This is a genomic window from Sphingobium sp. SCG-1 (assembly GCF_002953135.1).
In the GTDB taxonomy this organism is placed as follows: Bacteria; Pseudomonadota; Alphaproteobacteria; order Sphingomonadales; family Sphingomonadaceae; genus Sphingobium.
Window position 1 is genome coordinate 1,673,008 of sequence record NZ_CP026372.1, and the last position, 19,495, is coordinate 1,692,502.

Annotated in this window: 20 protein-coding genes; 14 read left to right on the forward strand and 6 right to left on the reverse strand. The window is 61.7% G+C overall.

All coding sequences use genetic code 11. The features are described 5' to 3' along the window. Nucleotides 1-33 precede the first annotated feature (33 nt). The 6 genes from C1T17_RS07565 (at nucleotide 34) to queE (ending at nucleotide 5,215) form a co-directional block, all read left to right on the forward strand. Complete coding sequence (locus C1T17_RS07565; protein ID WP_104952923.1) at nucleotides 34-1,230, forward strand: aspartate aminotransferase family protein; 1,197 nt, start codon at nucleotides 34-36, stop codon at nucleotides 1,228-1,230. Between the two features lie 133 nt (nucleotides 1,231-1,363). Then, on the forward strand, nucleotides 1,364-2,290 hold the full coding sequence (gene argF, locus C1T17_RS07570) for an ornithine carbamoyltransferase (protein WP_104952924.1): 927 nt from the start codon (nucleotides 1,364-1,366) through the stop codon (nucleotides 2,288-2,290). A 74-nt stretch (nucleotides 2,291-2,364) separates the two neighbouring features. After that, nucleotides 2,365-3,285, forward strand: a complete 921-nt coding sequence (locus C1T17_RS07575) for an Hsp33 family molecular chaperone HslO (RefSeq protein ID WP_104952925.1) — start codon at nucleotides 2,365-2,367, stop codon at nucleotides 3,283-3,285. An 82-nt stretch (nucleotides 3,286-3,367) separates the two neighbouring features. After that, entirely contained in the window at nucleotides 3,368-3,829 is a 462-nt protein-coding gene (locus tag C1T17_RS07580) for a hypothetical protein (RefSeq protein WP_223262852.1), read from the forward strand. Nucleotides 3,830-3,885: 56 nt separating this feature from the next. Next, entirely contained in the window at nucleotides 3,886-4,578 is a 693-nt protein-coding gene (queC, locus tag C1T17_RS07585) for a 7-cyano-7-deazaguanine synthase QueC (RefSeq protein ID WP_104952927.1), read from the forward strand. Nucleotides 4,579-4,582: 4 nt separating this feature from the next. Beyond that, entirely contained in the window at nucleotides 4,583-5,215 is a 633-nt protein-coding gene (queE, locus tag C1T17_RS07590; protein ID WP_104952928.1) for a 7-carboxy-7-deazaguanine synthase, read from the forward strand. A 6-nt stretch (nucleotides 5,216-5,221) separates the two neighbouring features. Here the strand turns inward: queE and C1T17_RS07595 are convergent, their stop codons facing one another. The 3 genes from C1T17_RS07595 to lipB all read right to left on the reverse strand — a co-directional run bounded on the left by C1T17_RS07595 (nucleotide 5,222) and on the right by lipB (nucleotide 7,076). Beyond that, nucleotides 5,222-5,911 (reverse strand): hypothetical protein, encoded by a 690-nt coding sequence (locus C1T17_RS07595; protein ID WP_104952929.1) that lies wholly within the window; start codon nucleotides 5,909-5,911, stop codon nucleotides 5,222-5,224. 109 nt (nucleotides 5,912-6,020) lie between these two features. Beyond that, complete coding sequence (locus C1T17_RS07600; protein WP_189338539.1) at nucleotides 6,021-6,320, reverse strand: hypothetical protein; 300 nt, start codon at nucleotides 6,318-6,320, stop codon at nucleotides 6,021-6,023. Nucleotides 6,321-6,407: 87 nt separating this feature from the next. Further along, a complete protein-coding gene (lipB, locus tag C1T17_RS07605; RefSeq protein ID WP_104952930.1) occupies nucleotides 6,408-7,076 on the reverse strand; it encodes a lipoyl(octanoyl) transferase LipB in 669 nt (222 codons plus the stop codon). A gap of 70 nt (nucleotides 7,077-7,146) precedes the next feature. Here lipB and C1T17_RS07610 point away from each other — a divergent pair, with 70 nt between their 5' ends. Continuing rightward, entirely contained in the window at nucleotides 7,147-7,953 is an 807-nt protein-coding gene (locus C1T17_RS07610; RefSeq protein WP_104952931.1) for a hypothetical protein, read from the forward strand. Here the strand turns inward: C1T17_RS07610 and C1T17_RS07615 are convergent. Genes C1T17_RS07615 through C1T17_RS07625 form a run of 3 tightly spaced genes read right to left on the reverse strand, consistent with a single transcriptional unit; the run spans nucleotide 7,932 to nucleotide 9,854 of the window. Then, nucleotides 7,932-8,534 carry a GNAT family N-acetyltransferase gene (locus C1T17_RS07615; RefSeq protein ID WP_104952932.1) on the reverse strand — a complete coding sequence of 201 codons (603 nt, stop codon included), beginning with the start codon at nucleotides 8,532-8,534 and terminating at the stop codon, nucleotides 7,932-7,934. The genes C1T17_RS07610 and C1T17_RS07615 overlap by 22 nt on opposite strands. Nucleotide 8,535: 1 nt before the next feature. Then, on the reverse strand, nucleotides 8,536-9,399 hold the full coding sequence (hemF, locus tag C1T17_RS07620; RefSeq protein ID WP_104952933.1) for an oxygen-dependent coproporphyrinogen oxidase: 864 nt from the start codon (nucleotides 9,397-9,399) through the stop codon (nucleotides 8,536-8,538). Next, on the reverse strand, nucleotides 9,396-9,854 hold the full coding sequence (locus tag C1T17_RS07625) for a tRNA (cytidine(34)-2'-O)-methyltransferase (RefSeq protein WP_104952934.1): 459 nt from the start codon (nucleotides 9,852-9,854) through the stop codon (nucleotides 9,396-9,398). Before C1T17_RS07625 ends, hemF begins: the two co-directional genes overlap by 4 nt. A gap of 201 nt (nucleotides 9,855-10,055) precedes the next feature. Between C1T17_RS07625 and petA the strand changes: the two genes are divergently transcribed. From petA to C1T17_RS07660, 7 genes are all read left to right on the forward strand, one after another. Next, complete coding sequence (gene petA / locus C1T17_RS07630) at nucleotides 10,056-10,622, forward strand: ubiquinol-cytochrome c reductase iron-sulfur subunit (protein ID WP_104952935.1); 567 nt, start codon at nucleotides 10,056-10,058, stop codon at nucleotides 10,620-10,622. An 11-nt stretch (nucleotides 10,623-10,633) separates the two neighbouring features. Continuing rightward, on the forward strand, nucleotides 10,634-11,950 hold the full coding sequence (locus tag C1T17_RS07635; RefSeq protein ID WP_104952936.1) for a cytochrome b: 1,317 nt from the start codon (nucleotides 10,634-10,636) through the stop codon (nucleotides 11,948-11,950). A gap of 15 nt (nucleotides 11,951-11,965) precedes the next feature. After that, nucleotides 11,966-12,808: a cytochrome c1 gene (locus C1T17_RS07640; RefSeq protein ID WP_104952937.1), complete on the forward strand. Its 843-nt coding sequence runs from the start codon at nucleotides 11,966-11,968 to the stop codon at nucleotides 12,806-12,808. A 108-nt stretch (nucleotides 12,809-12,916) separates the two neighbouring features. Then, nucleotides 12,917-13,474: an adenine phosphoribosyltransferase gene (locus C1T17_RS07645; protein WP_104952938.1), complete on the forward strand. Its 558-nt coding sequence runs from the start codon at nucleotides 12,917-12,919 to the stop codon at nucleotides 13,472-13,474. Between the two features lie 152 nt (nucleotides 13,475-13,626). Continuing rightward, on the forward strand, nucleotides 13,627-14,853 hold the full coding sequence (locus C1T17_RS07650) for an efflux RND transporter periplasmic adaptor subunit (protein WP_104955073.1): 1,227 nt from the start codon (nucleotides 13,627-13,629) through the stop codon (nucleotides 14,851-14,853). Next, on the forward strand, nucleotides 14,853-18,041 hold the full coding sequence (locus C1T17_RS07655) for an efflux RND transporter permease subunit (RefSeq protein ID WP_104952939.1): 3,189 nt from the start codon (nucleotides 14,853-14,855) through the stop codon (nucleotides 18,039-18,041). Before C1T17_RS07650 ends, C1T17_RS07655 begins: the two co-directional genes overlap by 1 nt. Next, nucleotides 18,038-19,468: an efflux transporter outer membrane subunit gene (locus C1T17_RS07660; RefSeq protein ID WP_104955074.1), complete on the forward strand. Its 1,431-nt coding sequence runs from the start codon at nucleotides 18,038-18,040 to the stop codon at nucleotides 19,466-19,468. Before C1T17_RS07655 ends, C1T17_RS07660 begins: the two co-directional genes overlap by 4 nt. The last annotated feature ends 27 nt before the right edge of the window (nucleotides 19,469-19,495 follow it).

Here is a 19,495-nt window from a genome sequence, read left to right on the forward strand (position 1 = left end):
TCGTGAAGTACACGTAAACTGAAAGGGACGCTCATGTCGATTACGCCGCTCATGCCCGTTTACCCCCGGTGCGATGTACGGCCGGTCCGAGGGGAAGGATGCTACCTCATCGGCGAACGCGGCGAGCGCTATCTGGATTTCGCGAGCGGCATTGCTGTCAATCTGCTGGGTCATGCCCATCCCGTCCTGACCAAGGCGGTCGCCGATCAGGCTGCGACACTGATGCATGTGTCGAACCTTTATGGCAGTCCGCAGGGTGAGGCTTTCGCGCAGCGGCTGGTCGATACGACGTTTGCGGACACGGTGTTCTTCACCAACTCGGGCGCGGAAGCGGTTGAGTGCGCGATCAAGACTGCGCGCCGCTATCACTATGCCAACGGCAATCCGCACAAGCACAAGATCATCAGCTTCGACAATGCCTTCCACGGGCGGACGCTGGGCACGATCAGCGCGACCAGCCAGCCCAAGATGCGCGACGGGTTCGAACCATTGTTGCCCGGTTTCGACGTGGTGCCGTTCAACGATCTGGAGGCAGCCAAGGCGCGGATCGACGACAGCACTGCCGGTTTCCTGCTGGAGCCGATCCAGGGCGAGGGCGGTGTCACTGCCGCTACCCCTGAGTTCCTGACCGGCCTGCGCGCGCTGTGCGATGAGCATGGCTTGCTGCTGATCCTCGACGAGGTGCAGTGCGGTTATGGCCGCACCGGCACCTTCTTCACGCATGAGCAATATGGCCTGACGCCCGACATCATGGCGGTCGCTAAGGGCATCGGCGGCGGCTTCCCGCTCGGCGCATGCCTTGCCACCGAAGAGGCGGCGAAGGGCATGGTGGCCGGTACGCACGGATCTACCTATGGCGGCAATCCGCTGGCGATGGCGGCGGGCAGCGCGGTGATGGACGTGGTTATGGAGCCGGGTTTCCTTGAGCAGGTGCAAGCCATGGGCAACCGCCTGCGCTCGGCTCTGGAGCAGATGATCCCGAACCACGACACGCTGTTCGACAGCGTGCGCGGCGTGGGGTTGATGCTGGGCCTGAAGCTCAAAGACACAGCGGAAGCGCGCAGCTTCGTCGCCCATCTGCGCGACAATCACGGGCTGCTGACGGTGTCCGCAGGGCAGAACGTAATCCGTATCCTGCCGCCGCTGGTGATCGAGGAAAGCCACATCAGCGAATGTGTCGAACGCCTGTCCGCAGGTGCACGGAGCTTCAAGGTGCCGCAAGCGGCCTAATCATTCGCTCAATCCGTTCGTTTCGAGCAGCTTCGAGCGAAGTCGAGAAGCGCCTGTCGAGAACTTAGGTTCCTACACTAGTTCTCGACAGGCTCGAACGGAACGATGGGGGATGCCAAGAGGATTGGCGACTATGACCAGACATTTCCTGAACCTGTCCGATGCGGGCGGCGACGCCGTTGCCGCGATGATTAACGACGCGATCGACCGGAAGGCTGCGCGCATAGGCTGGCCGAAGGGCAAGGTCGATGCCGACGCACCGCTCGCCGGGTACACCCTGGCGATGATATTCGAGAAAAACTCTACCCGGACGCGCGTGTCCTTCGACATGGCGGTTCGTCAGCTTGGCGGCACGAGCATCGTCTTGGACGGCGGATCGACCCAGTTGGGACGCGGTGAATCAGTCGCCGATACGGCGCGCGTCCTCTCGCGGATGTGCGACGCGATCATGATCCGCACCGACGATCATGCCAAGATCGAGGAAATGGCGCATCATGCTACCGTTCCCGTCATCAACGGCCTCACCGATATGTCGCATCCCTGCCAGATCATGGCGGACCTGCTGACGGTGATCGAGCATGGCGTGGCGTTGCCGGGCAGCGAATGGGCGTGGCTGGGCGATGGCAATAACGTGCTGCACTCGATTATCGAAGCGGCGGGCCTGATGAAGTTCAACGTGCGCATCGGCGTGCCGCAGGGCTATGAACCCGACCCGCGCTTCGCCGAGGAAGCGACAGGGCGGGGTGCAAAAATCAGCCTGTCGCGCGATGCCAATGAAGTCGCGCGCGGGGCAGATATCATCGTCACCGACACCTGGATATCGATGGGGCAGGAGCATGCCCACAACAAGCTCGCCGCGATGATGCCCTATCAGGTCGATGCCGCGCTGATGGCGCAGGCGAAGCCGAACGCGAAGTTCCTGCACTGCCTGCCCGCCCATCGCGGCGAGGAAGTGACCGATGAGGTGATCGACGGGCCGCAATCGCTGATCTGGGACGAGGCGGAGAACCGTCTGCACGCGCAGAAGTCCGTGCTGCTCTGGGCGCTTGGAAAGCTGTAGGGCGTTCCTATATTTCCGGTTCGCTACAAAGCGCGTCGTTCCACTTCGCGGGACGACGATGACAGGACTTTGATTTGCCTACTTCCATCGATCTCGACCAGGCCATCGGCTTCAGCATACCATCGCGCCATGTCCGGGGCCGCCTCGTGCGGCTGGGGCCGGTGCTGGACGAAGTGCTGGCCGCGCATGCCTATCCGCCACCGATCGAGCGGCTGCTGGCGCAGGCGCTGGTCATTGCGGCGTTGCTCGGGTCGACGTTGAAGCATGTCGACGGGCAATTGACCCTTCAGGCGCAGACAGAGGCGGGCGTCGTCAGCTTGCTGGTAGCCGACTATCAGGCCGGGGCCGTGCGCGGCTATGTGCAGTTCGATGCGGACCGGCTGGCCGAGCTTGGCACCGATCCCACGCTGTTCGGGCTGTTCGGCAAGGGTTATCTTGCGATCACCTTCGATCAGGCCGCACCTGCGGAAAATGGCGGCGCGTCGCGCTATCAGGGTATCGTCCCGCTGGAGGGCGAGTCGCTCGGCAAGGCGGCGGAGCATTATTTCTCGCAATCCGAACAGATCCCGAGCTTCGTGCAGATCGGCACGCGGCACGATGCGAACGGCAAATGCCTCGCCGCAGGAGTGCTCCTGCAGCATATGCCGGAGGGGGAAGTGGGGCGCGAGCGCTTGCATGTCCGCCATAACCATCCCGAATGGGAGCATGTGCAGGCTTTGGCCGAAACGCTGAAGGACGAGGAACTGACAGACGACAGCCTGCCTTTGTCGGACATCGTGTGGCGCCTGTTCCACGAGGAAGAGGAAGTGCGCGTGACGGACCCGGCGAAGATCGCCAAGGGATGCCGATGCAATTTCGAGCATATCCGCGACGTGATCTCCCGCTTTCCGGCAAGCGAGCGCGCGGACATGGCGGACGAAGAGGGGCAGATCAACGTCGATTGCGCTTTCTGTTCGCGGATATTCCCGATCGCACTGGTCAGCTTCGCTAACTAAACATCGTTACGATTGCGGCAGGATCGTGGAGCGGTGGCTATCAAGTCGCCACAATCCTGTGCGAAGGGAAAGACTGCAAGGGGTGACGGAGCGCGGTACGCCGAAAGGCACGCGCCAGTGGGATTTAGGTATAATGATCTGCTCGTTTTTACGCGTGGCGATAGCCGGTGCGGTTATGTGCGTGGCCTTGAGCGGGGCAGGGCATCCTTTGCCGGTCGCGTCTCCGCCTAAGGAACTTGCCGCTCTCGAATCGGGTCAATGGGTGCTGAAAGATCGGGAAACGGGGCGCGAGCGGCGTTTGTGCCTGGGCGACAGGCGCCAGCTATTGCAGTTGCGTCAGGTGCGGCACCAATGCGCACGCTTCGTCGTGACGGACTCGGAGCGGCAGGTGTCGGTCACCAACGATTGCGGCGCAGCGGGCAATGAACGGACGGACATTCGCATCGAGACCCCGCGCCTGTTCCAGCTCCAGTCGCAGGGCATTGCCGATGGCGCGCCATTTGCCGCAGCCATCGAAGGCCGGCACGTCGGCATCTGCCGCTGACGGCACAGCGCGGCGCCGGTCTTGCGCGGCGTGGCTCGCGGGAGTAGCGGACGGGCATGTCACATCAATCTAACAGCTTCGCCGTCATCTTGCTGTCCGGCGGGCTGGATTCCATGGTCGCAGGCGGCCTGGCGCGCGAGGCGGGGCACCGGCTCTTCGCGCTGACCATCGACTATAATCAGCGCCATCGAGTCGAGTTGCAGGCAGCGACGCGGGTCGCCAGCGCCCTGAATGTCATGTCGCACATCGTTCTGCCGCTGGACCTCTCAGCGTTCGGCGGATCGGCGCTCACTGCCGATATCGCGGTTCCGAAAGGCGGCGTCGGCGCGGATATCCCGGTGACCTATGTGCCTGCGCGCAACACGATTTTCCTCTCGCTGACGCTGGGCTTTGCCGAAGTCACGGGCGCGCAGGACATCTATATCGGCGTCAATGCGCTCGATTATTCGGGTTACCCCGACTGCCGCCCCGAATTCATCGAGGCGTTTCAGGCAATGGCCGCCCTCGCCACCAAGGCCGGGGTGGAGGGCAAGCCCGTGCGGATCAACGCGCCGCTCCAACATATGAGCAAGGCCGATATCGTCCGCGAAGCCGACCGTCTCGGGTTGGACGCGGGGATGAGCTGGTCCTGCTACGATCCCACGCCCGATGGTTTGCATTGCGGATCGTGCGATAGCTGCCGCCTGCGCGCCAAGGGCTTCGAAGAGGCGGGCCTGCCCGATCCGACCCGCTACGCCGTAAAGCCGTGATCCGATGAGCTATGCGGTCAAGGAAATGTTCCTCACCTTGCAGGGGGAGGGGATGCAGGCCGGGCGACGCGCGGTGTTCCTGCGTTTCGCGGGCTGCAACCTGTGGTCGGGGCGGGAAGTCGACCGCGCGACGGCCGTCTGCCACTTTTGCGATACCGATTTCGTCGGCACGGACGGCTTGGGCGGCGGCAAGTTCGCCGATGCTGCCCAGGTCGTGGCGGCGGTGGCGGGCTTCTGGGGCACGGGCATGGCGGGCCGGTACATCGTCCTGACGGGGGGTGAGCCGATGCTTCAGGTGGATGATGCGCTGGTCGATGCGCTGCACTCCGCCGGGTTCGAGATTGCGATCGAAACCAACGGCACGCTGCCCGTGCATCCCGGCATCGACTGGGTCTGCGTCAGCCCGAAGGCGGGAAGTGAGGTCGTGCAGACATCAGGCAATGAATTGAAGCTGGTATGGCCGCAACCGGGGAGCGATTACGAAGCCATGGAGCGCTGGTCATTTGCGCACTGGCTGATCCAGCCGATGGACGACATTCGTGGCGTCCAGAATGTCGAAGACGCGATCGCGTTCGTCATGGAGCGGCCGCAATGGCGGCTCACGCTCCAGACGCACAAGACATTGGGCCTGCGCTAAGGACCGTCAGCCGGCCGGCTTCTTGGCGGCCTCTGCATCCCAGCGCGCCTTACAACTGGTGAGCAACTTGCCCTTCTTCCAGCACTCGTCGTTAAGCGGTGGAATAGCGGCCGTATAGCTGGACCCCGGCGTGCCAAAGTAGCGCTCGCCGGTCAGGACCAGCGACTTCTTGAGTTCGCCCATGCGCCTGCGGGCAAGGTCGATCAGCGCGCCGCGATTGGCAAAGATCGCATCGCGTCCGATGGAACCCGCCGTCTGGCAGAAATTGCGCTGCGCCTGCACCGTCGAATAGCCGGAATAGATGCGCGTGCCATATTGATCGAGCGCCTGCTGGCCGGGCTTGCCCTTGCCAGCCGTACGCTGGAAATATTTGCCGAGGGTGTCGAAGGCTGTCTGCAACTCCTTGTTATGATGCGCGATCATGGCGTTGTAATTGGACACCGTCAGCAACGTCGGCTCGAAATCGCACTGTAGCGCCGCGACGTTCAACGCCGCGCGCAGGTTCCAGACGAGGCCCGCGTTCAGTTCATCAGGCGTCGCATCGGGCAGGTTCAGCCCCAGGCTCGGCTCAGCGCCAGTGACAGGCGGCGTGGACAGGTCCGGCGGCGACCAGAAGAATTGCGCCTGTGCAGGCTGGGCGGCGACGGCACAGAATAATGCTGTGGCGAGCAGGGCAGGGCGGATGGAGGGACGCATCACTCTTCACTAATCCTTGATTATCGGCGGCTTTTCGCCTGCACTATCGCAATGATGGCAGGCTGTCAGCGTCCCTGTGCAAGAACGCGACGAATGGAGCGGAAAAGCTTTACTGGTCCGCTATGACTTCAGTGTCGGCGGCGTTTCCTGCCGGTTCGGCTGCGTTCGCGCCAGCCTTGGACTTGGGCGCAGACGCCGCGCCACTGTCGTTGGAAGGCGTCATCGCCGTGCCTTCCGATTTTACCCCGTCCAGATCGGTCATGGCATCCGAAGCGGTGCCATCGACGACTTCAAGATCCTTCATCGCGACGCTGTTCGTGCTTTCGCTGCTTTTGCCTCCGCAGGACGCGAGCGACAGCGCCATGGCCGTAAACATTATGGTGCGTCGCGCGTTCGGCAATGACTTCATCCTGTGCTCCCGGAGGGCTATGCTTTGTGCGTGACCTTAACGGGCGGTTAGGCTTCGTCAAGCTCGTGGGTTTACGGGCAAGTAAGCTTACCGTCCGCATCGCCCAAGGCGAGCAAGGAATGCGCCGGAGCGTGCTTGAAGCGCGGAGTCGAAGTCGGATAGCGGCACATGCCTGCCTAGGGCGGCGAGGCTGGTGACAGGAAATTCCGCGATGCCACATGGCACGATGCCGCTAAAATGGGACAGGTCCGGATCGACATTGACGGAAAAGCCATGGATCGTGACCCACTTCCGAACGCGCACGCCGATCGCGCCGATCTTCGCTTCGTGCCCGTCTCGGTCGTCGGTCCAGATGCCGATGCGGCCCTCTGCCCGGCGCGCTTCGACACCTAAGTCGCCCAGCGTGTCGATCACCCAGCCTTCGAGATTATGGACGAAATTGCGGATGTCCTTGCCCCGCTTGCCAAGGTCCAGCGTCAGATAGCCGACGCGCTGCCCCGGCCCATGATAGGTGTAGCGTCCGCCGCGTCCGGCGTCATAGACCGGGAAGCGCGGGTCGAGCAGTTCCGCGACATCAGCGCTGGTCCCGGCCGTGTAGAGCGGCGGATGCTCCAGCAACCAGATGCGCTCGGGCGCATTGCCGGCTGCGACGGCTGCGGCACGTTCCTCCATGTCGGCCAGCGCCTCTGGGTAGGGAACAGGCGCATCGCTGCGCCGCCATTCGACAGTGTCCTGTGTTGTCTCGGAATGATCCATGCGCCTTTCTTGACTTGCCATTGCGCCGCGATCAAGGGTTGCCCTTACCTCAAAGGGAAGTAGCGGGACAATGAAGCCTCTTTCGATCGGCAGGGCGTGGGAAGAAACGGTCGTGTTCATCAAGCGCGAAGGCGGGCTGCTGTTTCCGGTCGCTTTCGTGTTTCTCGCGCTGCCTCCGGTAATATTTCAGCAGCTAATACCTGCCTCAGTAACGGATTGCCTGAGGCAGATGGGAGACCGCAAAACTGCAATATTGGCATTTCAGGCTATTCCCCCCGGCTTCTGGCTAGGCTTCGCCCTCATGGTTGCAATCAGTGTCATCGGCGTTCTTGCCATCTATGCGCTCGCCGTGCGTCCGGGGATCAGCGTTGGCGAGGCCATGAAACTTGGGTTGCAACGTTTACCCGTGTTGATCGGGGCGGGATTGCTCGTCACGATGGGAGGCGGAGCTGTCGTTATCGTGCTGACTGTCTTGGCGGGGCTGATCAGCATCGTTGTAGGCATGGCGGCGGTCACCGCTCTCCTGACGGTCGTGGTCTTCGCCGCGCTAGGCTTTGTCGGCGTGCGCCTTTTTTTGCTGAATGCCGTAGTGATTGATCGTCCGGTGACGCCGCTCGACGCCGTTCGCCAAAGTTGGGCGCTGACGCGCGGCCAATTTTGGCGGCTTGCTGGGTTCATCATCGTTTTAGTCTTTCTGGTCACTATAGTGCAGACTGCAACCCAATCGGTGTTCGGCGTTATCGGTGGGCTGGTCGGCGGCCCCGATATCGCAGTGCTGGTCGCGGGACTGGCGACGGCTGCCCTATCCGCCGTCATCCAGGTCTATGTCATGGTGATGACGGCGCGGATCTACCGTCAGCTTGAGGGCACCGCCTGAGCAAGTAGCGGAACATGCGGCGCGGCGTCGCGGGGCAGGACGCCGAAATGCCGCGGGTCGTCGAACGTCTCCACCGCACGGCCAAAGGGCACGAACCCGGACTTGATGTAGAAATTGAGCGCCGAGGGATGATCGAGCGTACAGGTATGCACCCAGAACCGCTCGACGCCCCTGCGCCAGGCCAGCATATTGGCCTGCGCCATCAGCCAGCGGCCATTGCCCTGTCCGGTAAGTTGCGGCACCAGCCCGAAAAAGGCGAGTTCGCAATCGGGTGCGGTCCGGAAGTCTAGTTCCAGCAGGCCGATTTCTATGCCCGGCGGATCGCACACTGCATAGATCTCCACAGCAGGATCGTGGATTACGGCTTCCACCGCTTCGTCCGGTAGCACGAGGCGCGAGAACCAGAGCCACGGCTCTCCGACGCGGCGGAACAGCGTGCGATATTTCTCCAGGGCGGGCGTCTTCCATCGGACCAGCCGCAGAGGCGAAGGCGACATGGCGGTCAGCTTCGGCTTTGCGCGCATTTCCAGATGCGTGACGACCGCCGCTACCTGGCGCGGATCGACTGGCTGCAACGCCATGTCAGCTCCAGTTGGCGCGGGGCGGCAAGCTCATCAATATCGCATCGATGTTGCCGCCGGTCTTGAGACCGAAGAGCGTTCCGCGATCATGGACGAGATTGAACTCGGCATAACGCCCGCGCCATTCGAGCATCTGCTCCTCCTCGGCCGGCGTGAAGGGCATGTGCATCCGCTTGCGGACGATAGGCGGATAGGCCGCGAGGAAGGCGTCTCCCACCGACTGCGTCAGCGCAAAATCGGCTTCGAAATCGCCATCGCGATGATCGTAGAAAATGCCGCCCACGCCCCGATGCACGCCGCGATGGGGGATGTAGAAATAGTCGTCCGCCCATTTCTTGAAGGCGGGATACAGGGCGGGATCATGCGCATCGCAGGCGTTCTGGAAAGTCCGATGGAACGCTGCGGTATCTTCTGCATAGGGAATCGGGGGGTTAAGGTCTGCGCCGCCGCCGAACCAGCGCTTCGTCGTAACCAGGAAGCGCGTGTTCATATGCACCGCGGGCACATGCGGGTTCGCCATATGCGCGACCAGGCTGATGCCGGTGGCGAAGAAGGAGGGGTCGTCTCCGGCGCCGTGGATCGACCTGGCGAACTCGGGCGAGAATGCGCCGCCGACTGTCGAGACGTTGACGCCCACCTTCTCGAACACCTTGCCCTTCATGACGCCGCGCACGCCGCCGCCGCCTTCACCGGGGGCAAGACCTTCAGCCTCGCGATTCCATGCCGTGTAGGTGAAGCTGGCATCGCTGCCCGCCTCGCGCTCGATCGCCTCGAACTCGGCGCAAATCCGGTCGCGCAGGGATTCGAACCAGTCGCGTGCGCGTTGCTGCTGTGCATCCAATGCCAAGGCTGCCGTCTCGATCATTCCGGATATTGTCCTGTTTGCCGCAAGGCTTCGCTGAGCGCGATGCCCGTGGATACTGCAATGTTCAAGGATCGAAATCCCGGCGCCATCGGAATCCGGATGCGCGCGTCCACGCTGTCCCGCACGTCATCGGGTACGCCTGCGCTTTCCGATCCCATAAGCAGCACGTCGTCGGCCTGAAATGTGACTTGCGGCAACCGGGTTGCGGCGTGGCTGGACATCAGCATGATGCGGCGGCCTTCCTGTCGGCACGCCGTCGCGAATTCGGCAAAGCTTGCATGCTTTGTCACGTCGGCGGCCTGCCCATAGTCCATTGCGGCCCTTTTCAGCTTGGCGTCGGAAAATGCAAAGCCGCAAGGCATGATGATATCCACCGGAACGGCGAAACATGCCGAAAGCCGGAGGATCGCGCCGACGTTTCCGGCAATCTCGGGTTGGTAAAGAGCAATACGCATGAGCGCCCGATACTGCACTGCGGGACAATGTGTCATCCCCTTTGAAATTGCTGTTGGCAAAAGCGATGTTTCGACGCTATCAGGCCCGCGAACTACGCCGGGAATGCGGGCCTGCGCTTGCGCGCGATCCGTTTTACCAGATCGCCAAAAGCGGTCCGGGCAGAGCGTGGGTAGGGGCCACAATTGCAAGGGTTATAATGCATGGCATCGGTTGAGCACATCGAGACGGAAACGCCACCGGCGGGTGAAGGTGTGCGCCGTCGCGACTTCATTAATATCGCCGCAGTCAGTTTTGCAGGCGTCGGCGCGGTCGCCGTCGTCCTGCCGCTCATCAATCAGATGAACCCCAGTGCGGATGTGCTGGCGCTGGCGACCACCGAAGTCGATCTTTCCGCCGTTCAGCCGGGTCAGGCGATCAAGACCACGTTCCGTGCGCAGCCCTTGTTCGTGCGTCACCTGACGCCTGCCGAGATCGCCAAGGCCGACGCCGTGGACGCTTCCACTCTGCGCGATCCGCAGACGCTGGAAGACCGCACCGTTGACGGCAAGAAGCAGTGGCTCATCACTATGGGCGTCTGCACGCATCTGGGCTGTGTGCCGCTCGGCGCAGGCGAAGGCGAAAATCGCGGTGAGTTCGGCGGCTATTTCTGCCCCTGCCATGGTTCGAGCTACGACACCGCCGCTCGCATCCGTAAAGGCCCTGCACCCAAAAACCTGATGGTTCCGGAGTATAAATATACGTCCGATACCGCGATTCTCGTAGGCTGAGGTAAAGATCCATGAGTTTCCCCTGGGCAGAACATTACACCCCCAAGGCGCCGGTCATGAAATGGATCGACGAGCGCCTGCCGCTCCCGCGCCTCGTCTATGGCGCGATCGGTGCGGGTTATCCCGTGCCGCGCAACCTCAACTATTTCTGGAACTTCGGCGTTTTGGCTGGCCTAGCGCTGGTGATACAGATCGTGTCCGGCATCATCCTTGGCATGCACTATGCGGCCAATGAACTGGTGGCTTTCGGATCGACCGAGCACATCATGCGCGACGTCAACGCAGGGTGGATGCTGCGTTATGCGCACGCCAATGGTGCGAGCTTCTTCTTCATCGTCGTCTATCTCCACATCTTCCGCGGCCTGTTCTACGGCTCCTATAAAGCGCCGCGCGAAATGGTCTGGCTGCTCGGCCTCGTCATTTTTCTGCTGATGATGGCGACGGCGTTCATGGGCTATGTCCTTCCCTGGGGTCAGATGAGCTATTGGGGTGCCAAGGTTATTACTGGCCTGTTCGGCGCGATCCCCGTGGTCGGCGAGCCTATCCAGACATGGCTGCTGGGCGGTTTCGCTCCAGGCAACTCGTCGCTTAATCGTTTCTTCTCGCTGCACTACCTGCTGCCGTTCGTGATCGCGGGGGTCATCATCCTGCACATCTGGGCGCTGCATATTCCGGGATCGAGCAATCCGACCGGCGTCGACGTCAAGGGTCCGCAGGACACGGTGCCGTTCCACCCTTACTACACCGCGAAGGACGGTTTCGGAGCCGGCGTGTTCCTGATCCTGTTTACCGCGCTGCTGTTCTTCGCGCCGAACTACCTCGGCCATCCCGATAACTACATCGAAGCGAACCCGCTCTCGACGCCAGCGCACATCGTGCCGGAATGGTATTTCTGGCCGTTCTACGCGATCCTGCGCGCCTTCACGTTCGACTTCTTCTTCGTGCCTGCCAAGCTGCTTGGTGTGCTGGCGATGTTCGCGTCGATCCTGTTGCTGTTCTTCCTGCCCTGGCTGGATACGTCGCCGGTTCGCTCGGGCAACTATCGCCCGGTGTTCAAGAAGTTCTTCTTCTATGGGTTGATCCCCTGCGTGCTCATCCTCGGCTACTGCGGCGGAGCGCCTGCGGAAGAACCCTATGTGATGCTGAGCCAGCTTGCTTCGGCTTACTACTTCGCCCACTTCCTCATCATTCTGCCGGCCATTGCTTATTTCGAAAAGCCATTGCCGCTGCCGAATTCGATCACGGAATCGGTGCTCAACCGTCACGCCATCGAAGGCGAACAGCGCGCGGTGCCCGGCATGGGCAGCGATCCGCAGCCGGCTGAATAAGGGGAATTTCGAAACATGCTTCGCCCAGCTCTTATTGCAATCGGCGCGTTCTTTACGCTGATGATGCTCTACTCCTTCGCGTCCGGCGCGGTCGCTTATATCAGCGAGCCACCTGCTGCGACGGCGGAACACGAGTTCCATCTGCATCCCAAGGAACCAGAGTTCTCCTTCAATGGCCCGCTCGGTCACTATGACCGTCAGCAGTTGCAGCGCGGTTTCCAAGTCTTCAAGGAAGTCTGCTCAGCCTGCCATAGCCTGAAGTTCGTGGCGTTCCGCGACCTTCAGCAGATCGGCTACAGCGAAGCCGAAGTGAAGGCCATCGCCAAGCAGTGGGCGATAAAGACGCCTGACGTCGATCCCACAACCGGTGAAGCATCGACTCGCGATCCGATCCCGGCTGACCACTTCCCGAAGCCATTCGCGAACAACGTCGCCGCGGCTGCTGCGAACAACAATGCGATCCCGCCAGACCTGTCGCTGATGACGAAAGCGCGGCATGACGGCACCGATTATGTGTATTCGCTGCTGATTGGCTATCAGGCGCAACCGGCGGAGCTTTTGAAGAAGTTCCCCGACGCGAAGACGCCGCAGGGGCTGCACTACAATCCCTACTTTGCGAACCTCAACCTCGCGATGCCGCCGCCACTCACCAGCGAAGGTCAGGTCACCTACGCCGACGGCACCAAAGCTACGGTAGACCAGATGTCGAAGGATGTTTCCGCATTCCTCGCCTGGACGGCCGAACCGAAGCTGGAGAACCGGCGTAGCGCAGGGCTGGCGGTCATCTTCTTCCTGCTGATTGCGACCGGCCTTGCCTACATGGCGTACCAGAACATCTGGGCCGATAAGAAGCATTGATGAAAAGCCTCCGGCAGCAATGTCAGAGGCTCCAAAGAAGCAAAGTGGCGCGGTCTCCTCACGGGGGCGCGCCATCTTGCTTCTCAGTACGGCAGGATGAGTTGAGTCATGACGATGGCTGAAGGTGCCGCGTCGTCCGTCGATCTGAAGAGCCTGGTGCGCACGATCCCGGATTTTCCGAAGCTGGGTATTGCGTTTCGGGACATCACGACTCTGTTGGCCGATCGCGACGGCTTTCGCGGATTGCTCGATCAGATGGTTGACGTGGCGCGGCCGCTCGATGTGGACCTCGTGGTGGGGATCGAAGCGCGCGGGTTCATTCTGGGCGCGGCAGTTGCGGCGGAGTTGGGAACGGGCTTCGTTCCCGTGCGCAAGCCTGGGAAGTTGCCAGGGCCGACGGTAAGCGTCGACTATGTACTGGAATATGGCTCGGACCGCTTGGAAATGCATGAAGGTCAGATTCGGCCAAATGCTCGCGTGCTGTTGGTCGACGATCTGATTGCCACGGGCGGCACTGCGTTGGCAGCAGCGCAATTGCTGCGAGAGCAGGGCGCGCATACGACGCTGGCGCTCTTTGCAATCGATCTTCCCGATCTCGGCGGGACTGCGACTTTAAAACGACAGGGTATACCTGTGCACAGCATCATTACATTTGACGGCCATTGATGGCCGTTTCGGTGCTGCAATGCTATGTCGGTCGAGCAGGAGCACGGCGCCTGCTGTAAGTCGAACGACAGGGGTCACCGATGCGCAAGATTTTTGCGACTCAAACTCAGTTGCTACTTGAAATCTTTCTTGCATTGCAGCAAAGAGCTGCCATGCGAACTCTCCTCCCAAAATCACTCGCCCTTCCGCTTGTCGCCATCCTCGCTGCCTGTGGTGCGACGCCCCCTCCCGCGCCTCCACCGCCGACAGTCACGGTCGCTGCGCCGTTGCAGCGTGATGTGAAGGATTGGGACGAATATGTCGGGCGTTTCGAGGCCGTCGAGGACGTCCAGGTTTTGCCGCGCGTGTCGGGCCAGATCATGCAGATCGGCTTCCGGGCCGGCGTCGAAGTGGGCAAGGGTCAACTCCTGTTCCAGATCGATCCCCGCCCTTACCGTGCGCAACTGGAACAGGCGCGTGCACAGGTTGCGCGCGCGCAAGCCGCGCTCGCCAATGCCCGCACTGAATTGAAGCGCTCCGAAGAATTGCGGAAATATCAGGCCGTAAGTCAGGAAGAGTTCGAAACACGGTTGGCGACACTGCGTTCTGCGGATGCGGATCTGGCGGCGGCGCAGGCCGCAGTGCGCGCCCGCGCACTCGACGTCGAATTCACGACAGTTCGCTCGCCCATCTCGGGTCGCGTCTCCGACAAGCGAGTCGCTATTGGTGACTATGTGTCAGCGGGGCAGACCCTGCTGACGACCGTCGTGACCGTCAGTCCGATCTGGTTCAGCTTTGAGGGCGCGGAGAGTCTGTATCTCAAATATATCCGGCAGGCCGAGAAAGGCGAACGCACATCGTCGCGCTACGCCGCCAATCCTGTGGAAGTTCAGTTGGCGGACGAAAGCGACTTCCGCTGGCGTGGGCGCATGATCTTCGTCGATAATGCGATCGACACCAATTCCGGCACGATCCGTGCGCACGCCGAAATTGCTAACCCCGATGGCTTCCTGGTTCCTGGCATGTTCGGACGCGCGCGCCTGCTAGGTTCGGGTGTGTACAGGGCCATGCTTGTCCCGGACGAAGCGATCCAGACAGATCAGACTCGTAAGCTCGTGTACCTTGTCGGGAGGGACGGAAAAGCTGTCCCCCGTCCGGTCGAGACAGGGCCGATGGTAGAGGGGCTGCGCGTTGTGCGGACCGGCCTGAAGCCTGGTGAGAAAGTCATTATTGATGGCTTGGCGCGTTTGCAGCCCGGAGCACAAGTGAAAGCGCGTGAAGGCAAAATCGCGCCGCGGGCGGCATCGCTCGAATCGCTTCCTGCCGCGGCGCCGGCCGCCAATATCGCGCAGCCGGCATCCGATGGGCGGAAGGCTTCTGCAAATGGGGCAACCAACTGATGCGCCTTCCCCATTTCTTTATCGATCGGCCGATTTTTGCCGCAGTGGTGTCGATCCTGATCGTCATCATGGGTATTGTCGCCTTTCCCAGCCTTCCTGTCGGCCAATATCCCGAAATCGCGCCGCCTACGGTGGTCGTGAACGCCAGCTTCCCCGGAGCGTCGGCGGAAACGCTGGCGGAAACGGTCGCCGCGCCGCTGGAGGAATCCATCAACGGCGTGGAAGACATGATCTACATGTCGTCCTCCTCGACTGCGTCGGGACAGGTCGCGATCACCGTGACTTTCAAGCAAGGTACGGACGTCGACCAAGCGCAGGTTCTGGTGCAGAATCGCGTGTCCTCGGCCGAACCACGCCTTCCCGAACAGGTGCGCCAGATCGGCGTTACCGTTCGTAAGAACTCTCCGGACCTCTTGCTGGTGGTGGCATTGACGTCCCCCGACGGTAGCCTGTCCAATCAATATATGTCCAATTACGCCACGTTGCAGATCAAGGACCGGCTGGCCCGCATTCAGGGTGTGGGCGGGGTGCAGGCATTCGGCGCCCGCGATTATAACATGCGAATCTGGATCGATCCTGACCGCGCCTCGATCCGGAACCTCACTGTGGACGAGATCACCAGCGCGATACGCAGTCAGAACGTGCAGGTTGCCGCAGGTTCGGTGGGCGAGCCTCCGTTCAATCAGGGCGGCACCGCGTTTCAGCTCAATATCCAGACGCAAGGGCGTCTCTCGACGCCCGAGGCGTTCGGGCAAATCATCATCAAGCGGGATGAGCAGGGACGGCTGACACGTCTCGCCGATGTGGCCCGGATCGAACTGGGTGCGCTGGATTACGGTACGCAGGGCTACATCGACGGAAAATCTGCTGTCGCGTTGCCGGTGAGCCAGTTGCCGGGTTCCAATGCATTGCAAACCGCCGATGCGGTGCGAGCCGAGATGCAATCCCTGTCCAAGAGCTTCCCGCCGGGGCTTGCCTACTCTATCCCCTATAACCCGACGGAGTATATCACGGCATCTATCGAGGCCGTCCAGCATACGTTGATCGAGGCCCTCATCCTTGTCAGCCTGGTGGTTCTGCTGTTCCTCCAGAGCTGGCGCGCGGCGATCATTCCGATCATCGCGATCCCTGTGTCGCTCATCGGCAGCTTCGCGATGATGGCGGCATTCGGCTTCTCACTCAACAACCTCTCGCTGTTCGGGCTGGTGCTCGCGATCGGTATCGTGGTCGATGACGCTATCGTCGTGGTCGAAAATATAGAACGCCTGATGCATGAGGAGGGGCTTTCGCCGCTCGCCGCCGCGCACAAGACGATGGATGAAGTTTCCGGTGCATTGATCGCCATCGCGCTTGTCCTGTCGGGTGTGTTCATTCCGACTGCCTTCATTCCGGGCATTTCGGGTGAGTTCTACAAGCAGTTCGCGCTGACCATCGTCGGTGCCACTGCGATATCCGCGTTGGTTTCCCTGACGCTGTCGCCTGCTTTGGGCGCGCTTATTCTCAAGCCCAAGACTGACCATGCGCCTCCTGCCGGCTGGCGCGGCGTGCCTGGTCGCTTTGCGGAGACGTTCAATCGCGGCTTTGAGAAGCTCAGCCATAGGTACGGCCGTGTCACGGCAAGAGCCGTGCGCATGTTGGCGATCATCGGAATAGCATATGCGCTTTTGCTCGCGCTGGCAGGCTGGCGTTTTTATCAGACACCGTCAGGGTTCGTTCCGGCGCAGGATCAAGGCTATCTGATCGGCGTCTTGCAGATGCCGCCGGGTACTGCTTTGCAACGTACCGACGAGACGACCCGCGAATTGATCGGCATTGCTTCGAAAAATGCGGCAGTTGAGGGAAGCGTCGCGTTTGCGGGTTTCGATGGAGCGACCTTTACGAATTCGCCCAGTAGCGGAACAATGTTCGTGCGTCTGAAGCCCCATGCCGATCGGAAATCAGCGGATGAGATTACCAAGGAACTAATGGGTTCCGTCTCTGGAATAACTGCGGGCAGCGTCTTCTTCATCGCGCCTCCGCCTATTCGCGGTCTTGGCACCGGTGGTGGTTTCAAGATGGTCATCGAAGATCGCGGCGGCGCGGGCTATAAGGCTCTGGAAGGCGCAGCGTTCGCGATGATGGGCGGAGCGAACCAGACTCCCGGTCTGACATCCGTGTTCACGACCTTCAATACCAAGACGCCCCGGCTTTATGCCGACATCGACCGCCCTAGGGCTGAACAAATGGGTGTGCCCGTCGAGAATATTTTCGCGACGCTCGGCACCTACCTGGGGTCGTCCTACATCAACGACTTCAATTATCTGGGACGCACTTTCCGTGTCACCGCGCAGGCAGATTCTCCCTATCGTGACGATCCCGACGACATCGGGCGCTTGAAGACGCGTTCAGCCAACGGTGCCATGGTGCCACTGGCGGCGGTCATGACGTTGAAGAACGACAGCGGCCCCTACCGCGTCGTGCGCTATAACCTGTACCCGGCAGCGGAATTGCAGGGCGACACCGTGCGTGGCTATTCCAGCGGACAATCGCTTGCCAGCATGGAGCAACTGGCGGCCAAGGTTCTGCCTGCCGGATTCGCCTATGAATGGACCGAGATCGCGTTCGAGCAGAAGCAGGCGGGCAATACCGGCATTCTTGTGTTCGGCCTTGCGGTGGTGTTCGTCTTCCTGCTGCTGGCGGCGCAATATGAAAGCCTTGTCCTGCCGCTTGCCGTCATCCTGATCGTGCCGATGTGTCTGCTGGCAGCGATTCTGGGCGTCAATCTGATGGGTGGGGACAACAACATCCTGACGCAGATCGGCCTTGTCGTGTTGATCGGGCTGGCGGCGAAGAACGCCATTTTGATCGTCGAGTTCGCGCGGCAGGGTGAGGACGAGGGCCTTGACCCACGCGCTGCGGCTGAACGTGCCGCGCACCAGCGCCTTCGCCCGATCCTGATGACGTCGATCGCGTTCGTGCTGGGCGTGTTGCCGCTCGTCATTGCGACCGGTCCCGGCGCGGAGATGCGACAGGCGTTGGGCATCGCCGTGTTCTTCGGGATGATCGGCGTGACCATCTTCGGACTGATCTTCACGCCCGCCTTCTACGTCATCAGCCGTATGCTGGGAGACAAGGTATCGGATTGGTCGGCACGACGCCGGGAGAGGGCGGCCGCCAGATCGGCTGCATCGCGGGAGGCCGGGGCATGAAGAGTTTGATGTCCTCAATGGCGCTGCTTGCTCTATCGGCCTGCGCAGTCGGGCCGAACTATCGTGCGCCCGCACCATTGCCGCCTGCGCAGGCGAATTTGGGCGAGGCCGTGGGTAGCCCCGCAATCGCGACCGAGGCGGTGCCGCAGAAATGGTGGCGGCTCTTTAATGACGCGCGGCTGGATGCGCTGGTCGAGCAAGCCCTTGCGTACAACACCGACGTGCGCGTGGCGTCTGCCAATCTGCGGCAGGCACGTGCGCTCCTGAGCCAGGCGCGGGCTGGCCGATTGCCTACTGGAACGGCAAGCGCCCAGGCAACGGAGCAGCGGCTCGCCCCGCTCAACGGCATTCCGCAGGCGATCGAGGGCGAATATTATCAACTGGGCTACGACGCATCGTATGAAATCGATCTGTTCGGGCGCGTGTCCCGATCTATAGAGGCAGGACGCGCGGATACGGCGGCGGCGCAGGCGGGGCTGGACGCAGCCCGTGTTTCCATCGCCGCCGAGACAGCGCGCACCTACGCGCAGGCCTGCGGCTTTGGCGCGCAGGCGGCGACGGCCCGGGAGACCGCCGCGTTGCAACGGCGCACGCTGGAACTGACGCAGCGGTTGTTATCTGGTGGACGCAACACGCAACGTGACGTTGACCAGGCCGTGCTGCTGGTCGAGCAGGCCAATGCACAGCTTGCCACGGCGGAGGCGGAGCAGCGGGCGGCTGTCTATGCCCTTGCCGTTCTAACTGGTCAGCCGCCGTCGAATGCGGACAAAGCCTTGTTCGAATGCACGACGTTGCCCACCGTTGCGCAAGCCATTCCGGTCGGCGATGGGCAGGCGCTTCTCGCGCGCCGTCCCGACGTTCGGCAAGCGGAGCGGCAGCTTGCGGCGGACACAGCGCGGATCGGCGTCGCCACGGCGGCGCTGTATCCATCGATCAGCATCTTGGGATCTGCCACATCCAGCGCTCTCAGCCCCAAGGATCTTGGAACAAACCGTTCCTTTGGTTTCTCCGTAGGGCCGTTGATAAGCTGGAATTTCCCCTTCTTTGGCGCGGCGCGCGCGCGTGTACGGCAGAACGAGGCAGTCGCGGAAGGATCGCTGGCGAGCTTCGACAAGGCTGTGTTGACGGCCTTACAGGAGACGGAGCAGGCCCTTGCGCGATTGAAGGGCGCGCTTGATCGCGAAGCGGCGCTGACGCGTGGCCTTGCAGCTAGCAACAGCGCGGCGGACATTGCCGAGCGACGCTTTGCAGCAGGAGCGGACAGCTTTCTGCAATTGCTAGATGCGCAGCGTGACCGCGCGACCGCGCGGGCGCAGCTGGCCTCAGCGCAAAGTGACCGTGCAAGCGCACAAGTCGCATTGTTCAAGGCACTGGGCGGCGGCTGGGAAGACGCGCCCGAACCCGTCAGGGTAACACAAAACCAGTAAGCCGTGTGGGACCGAGGACTTAGAGCG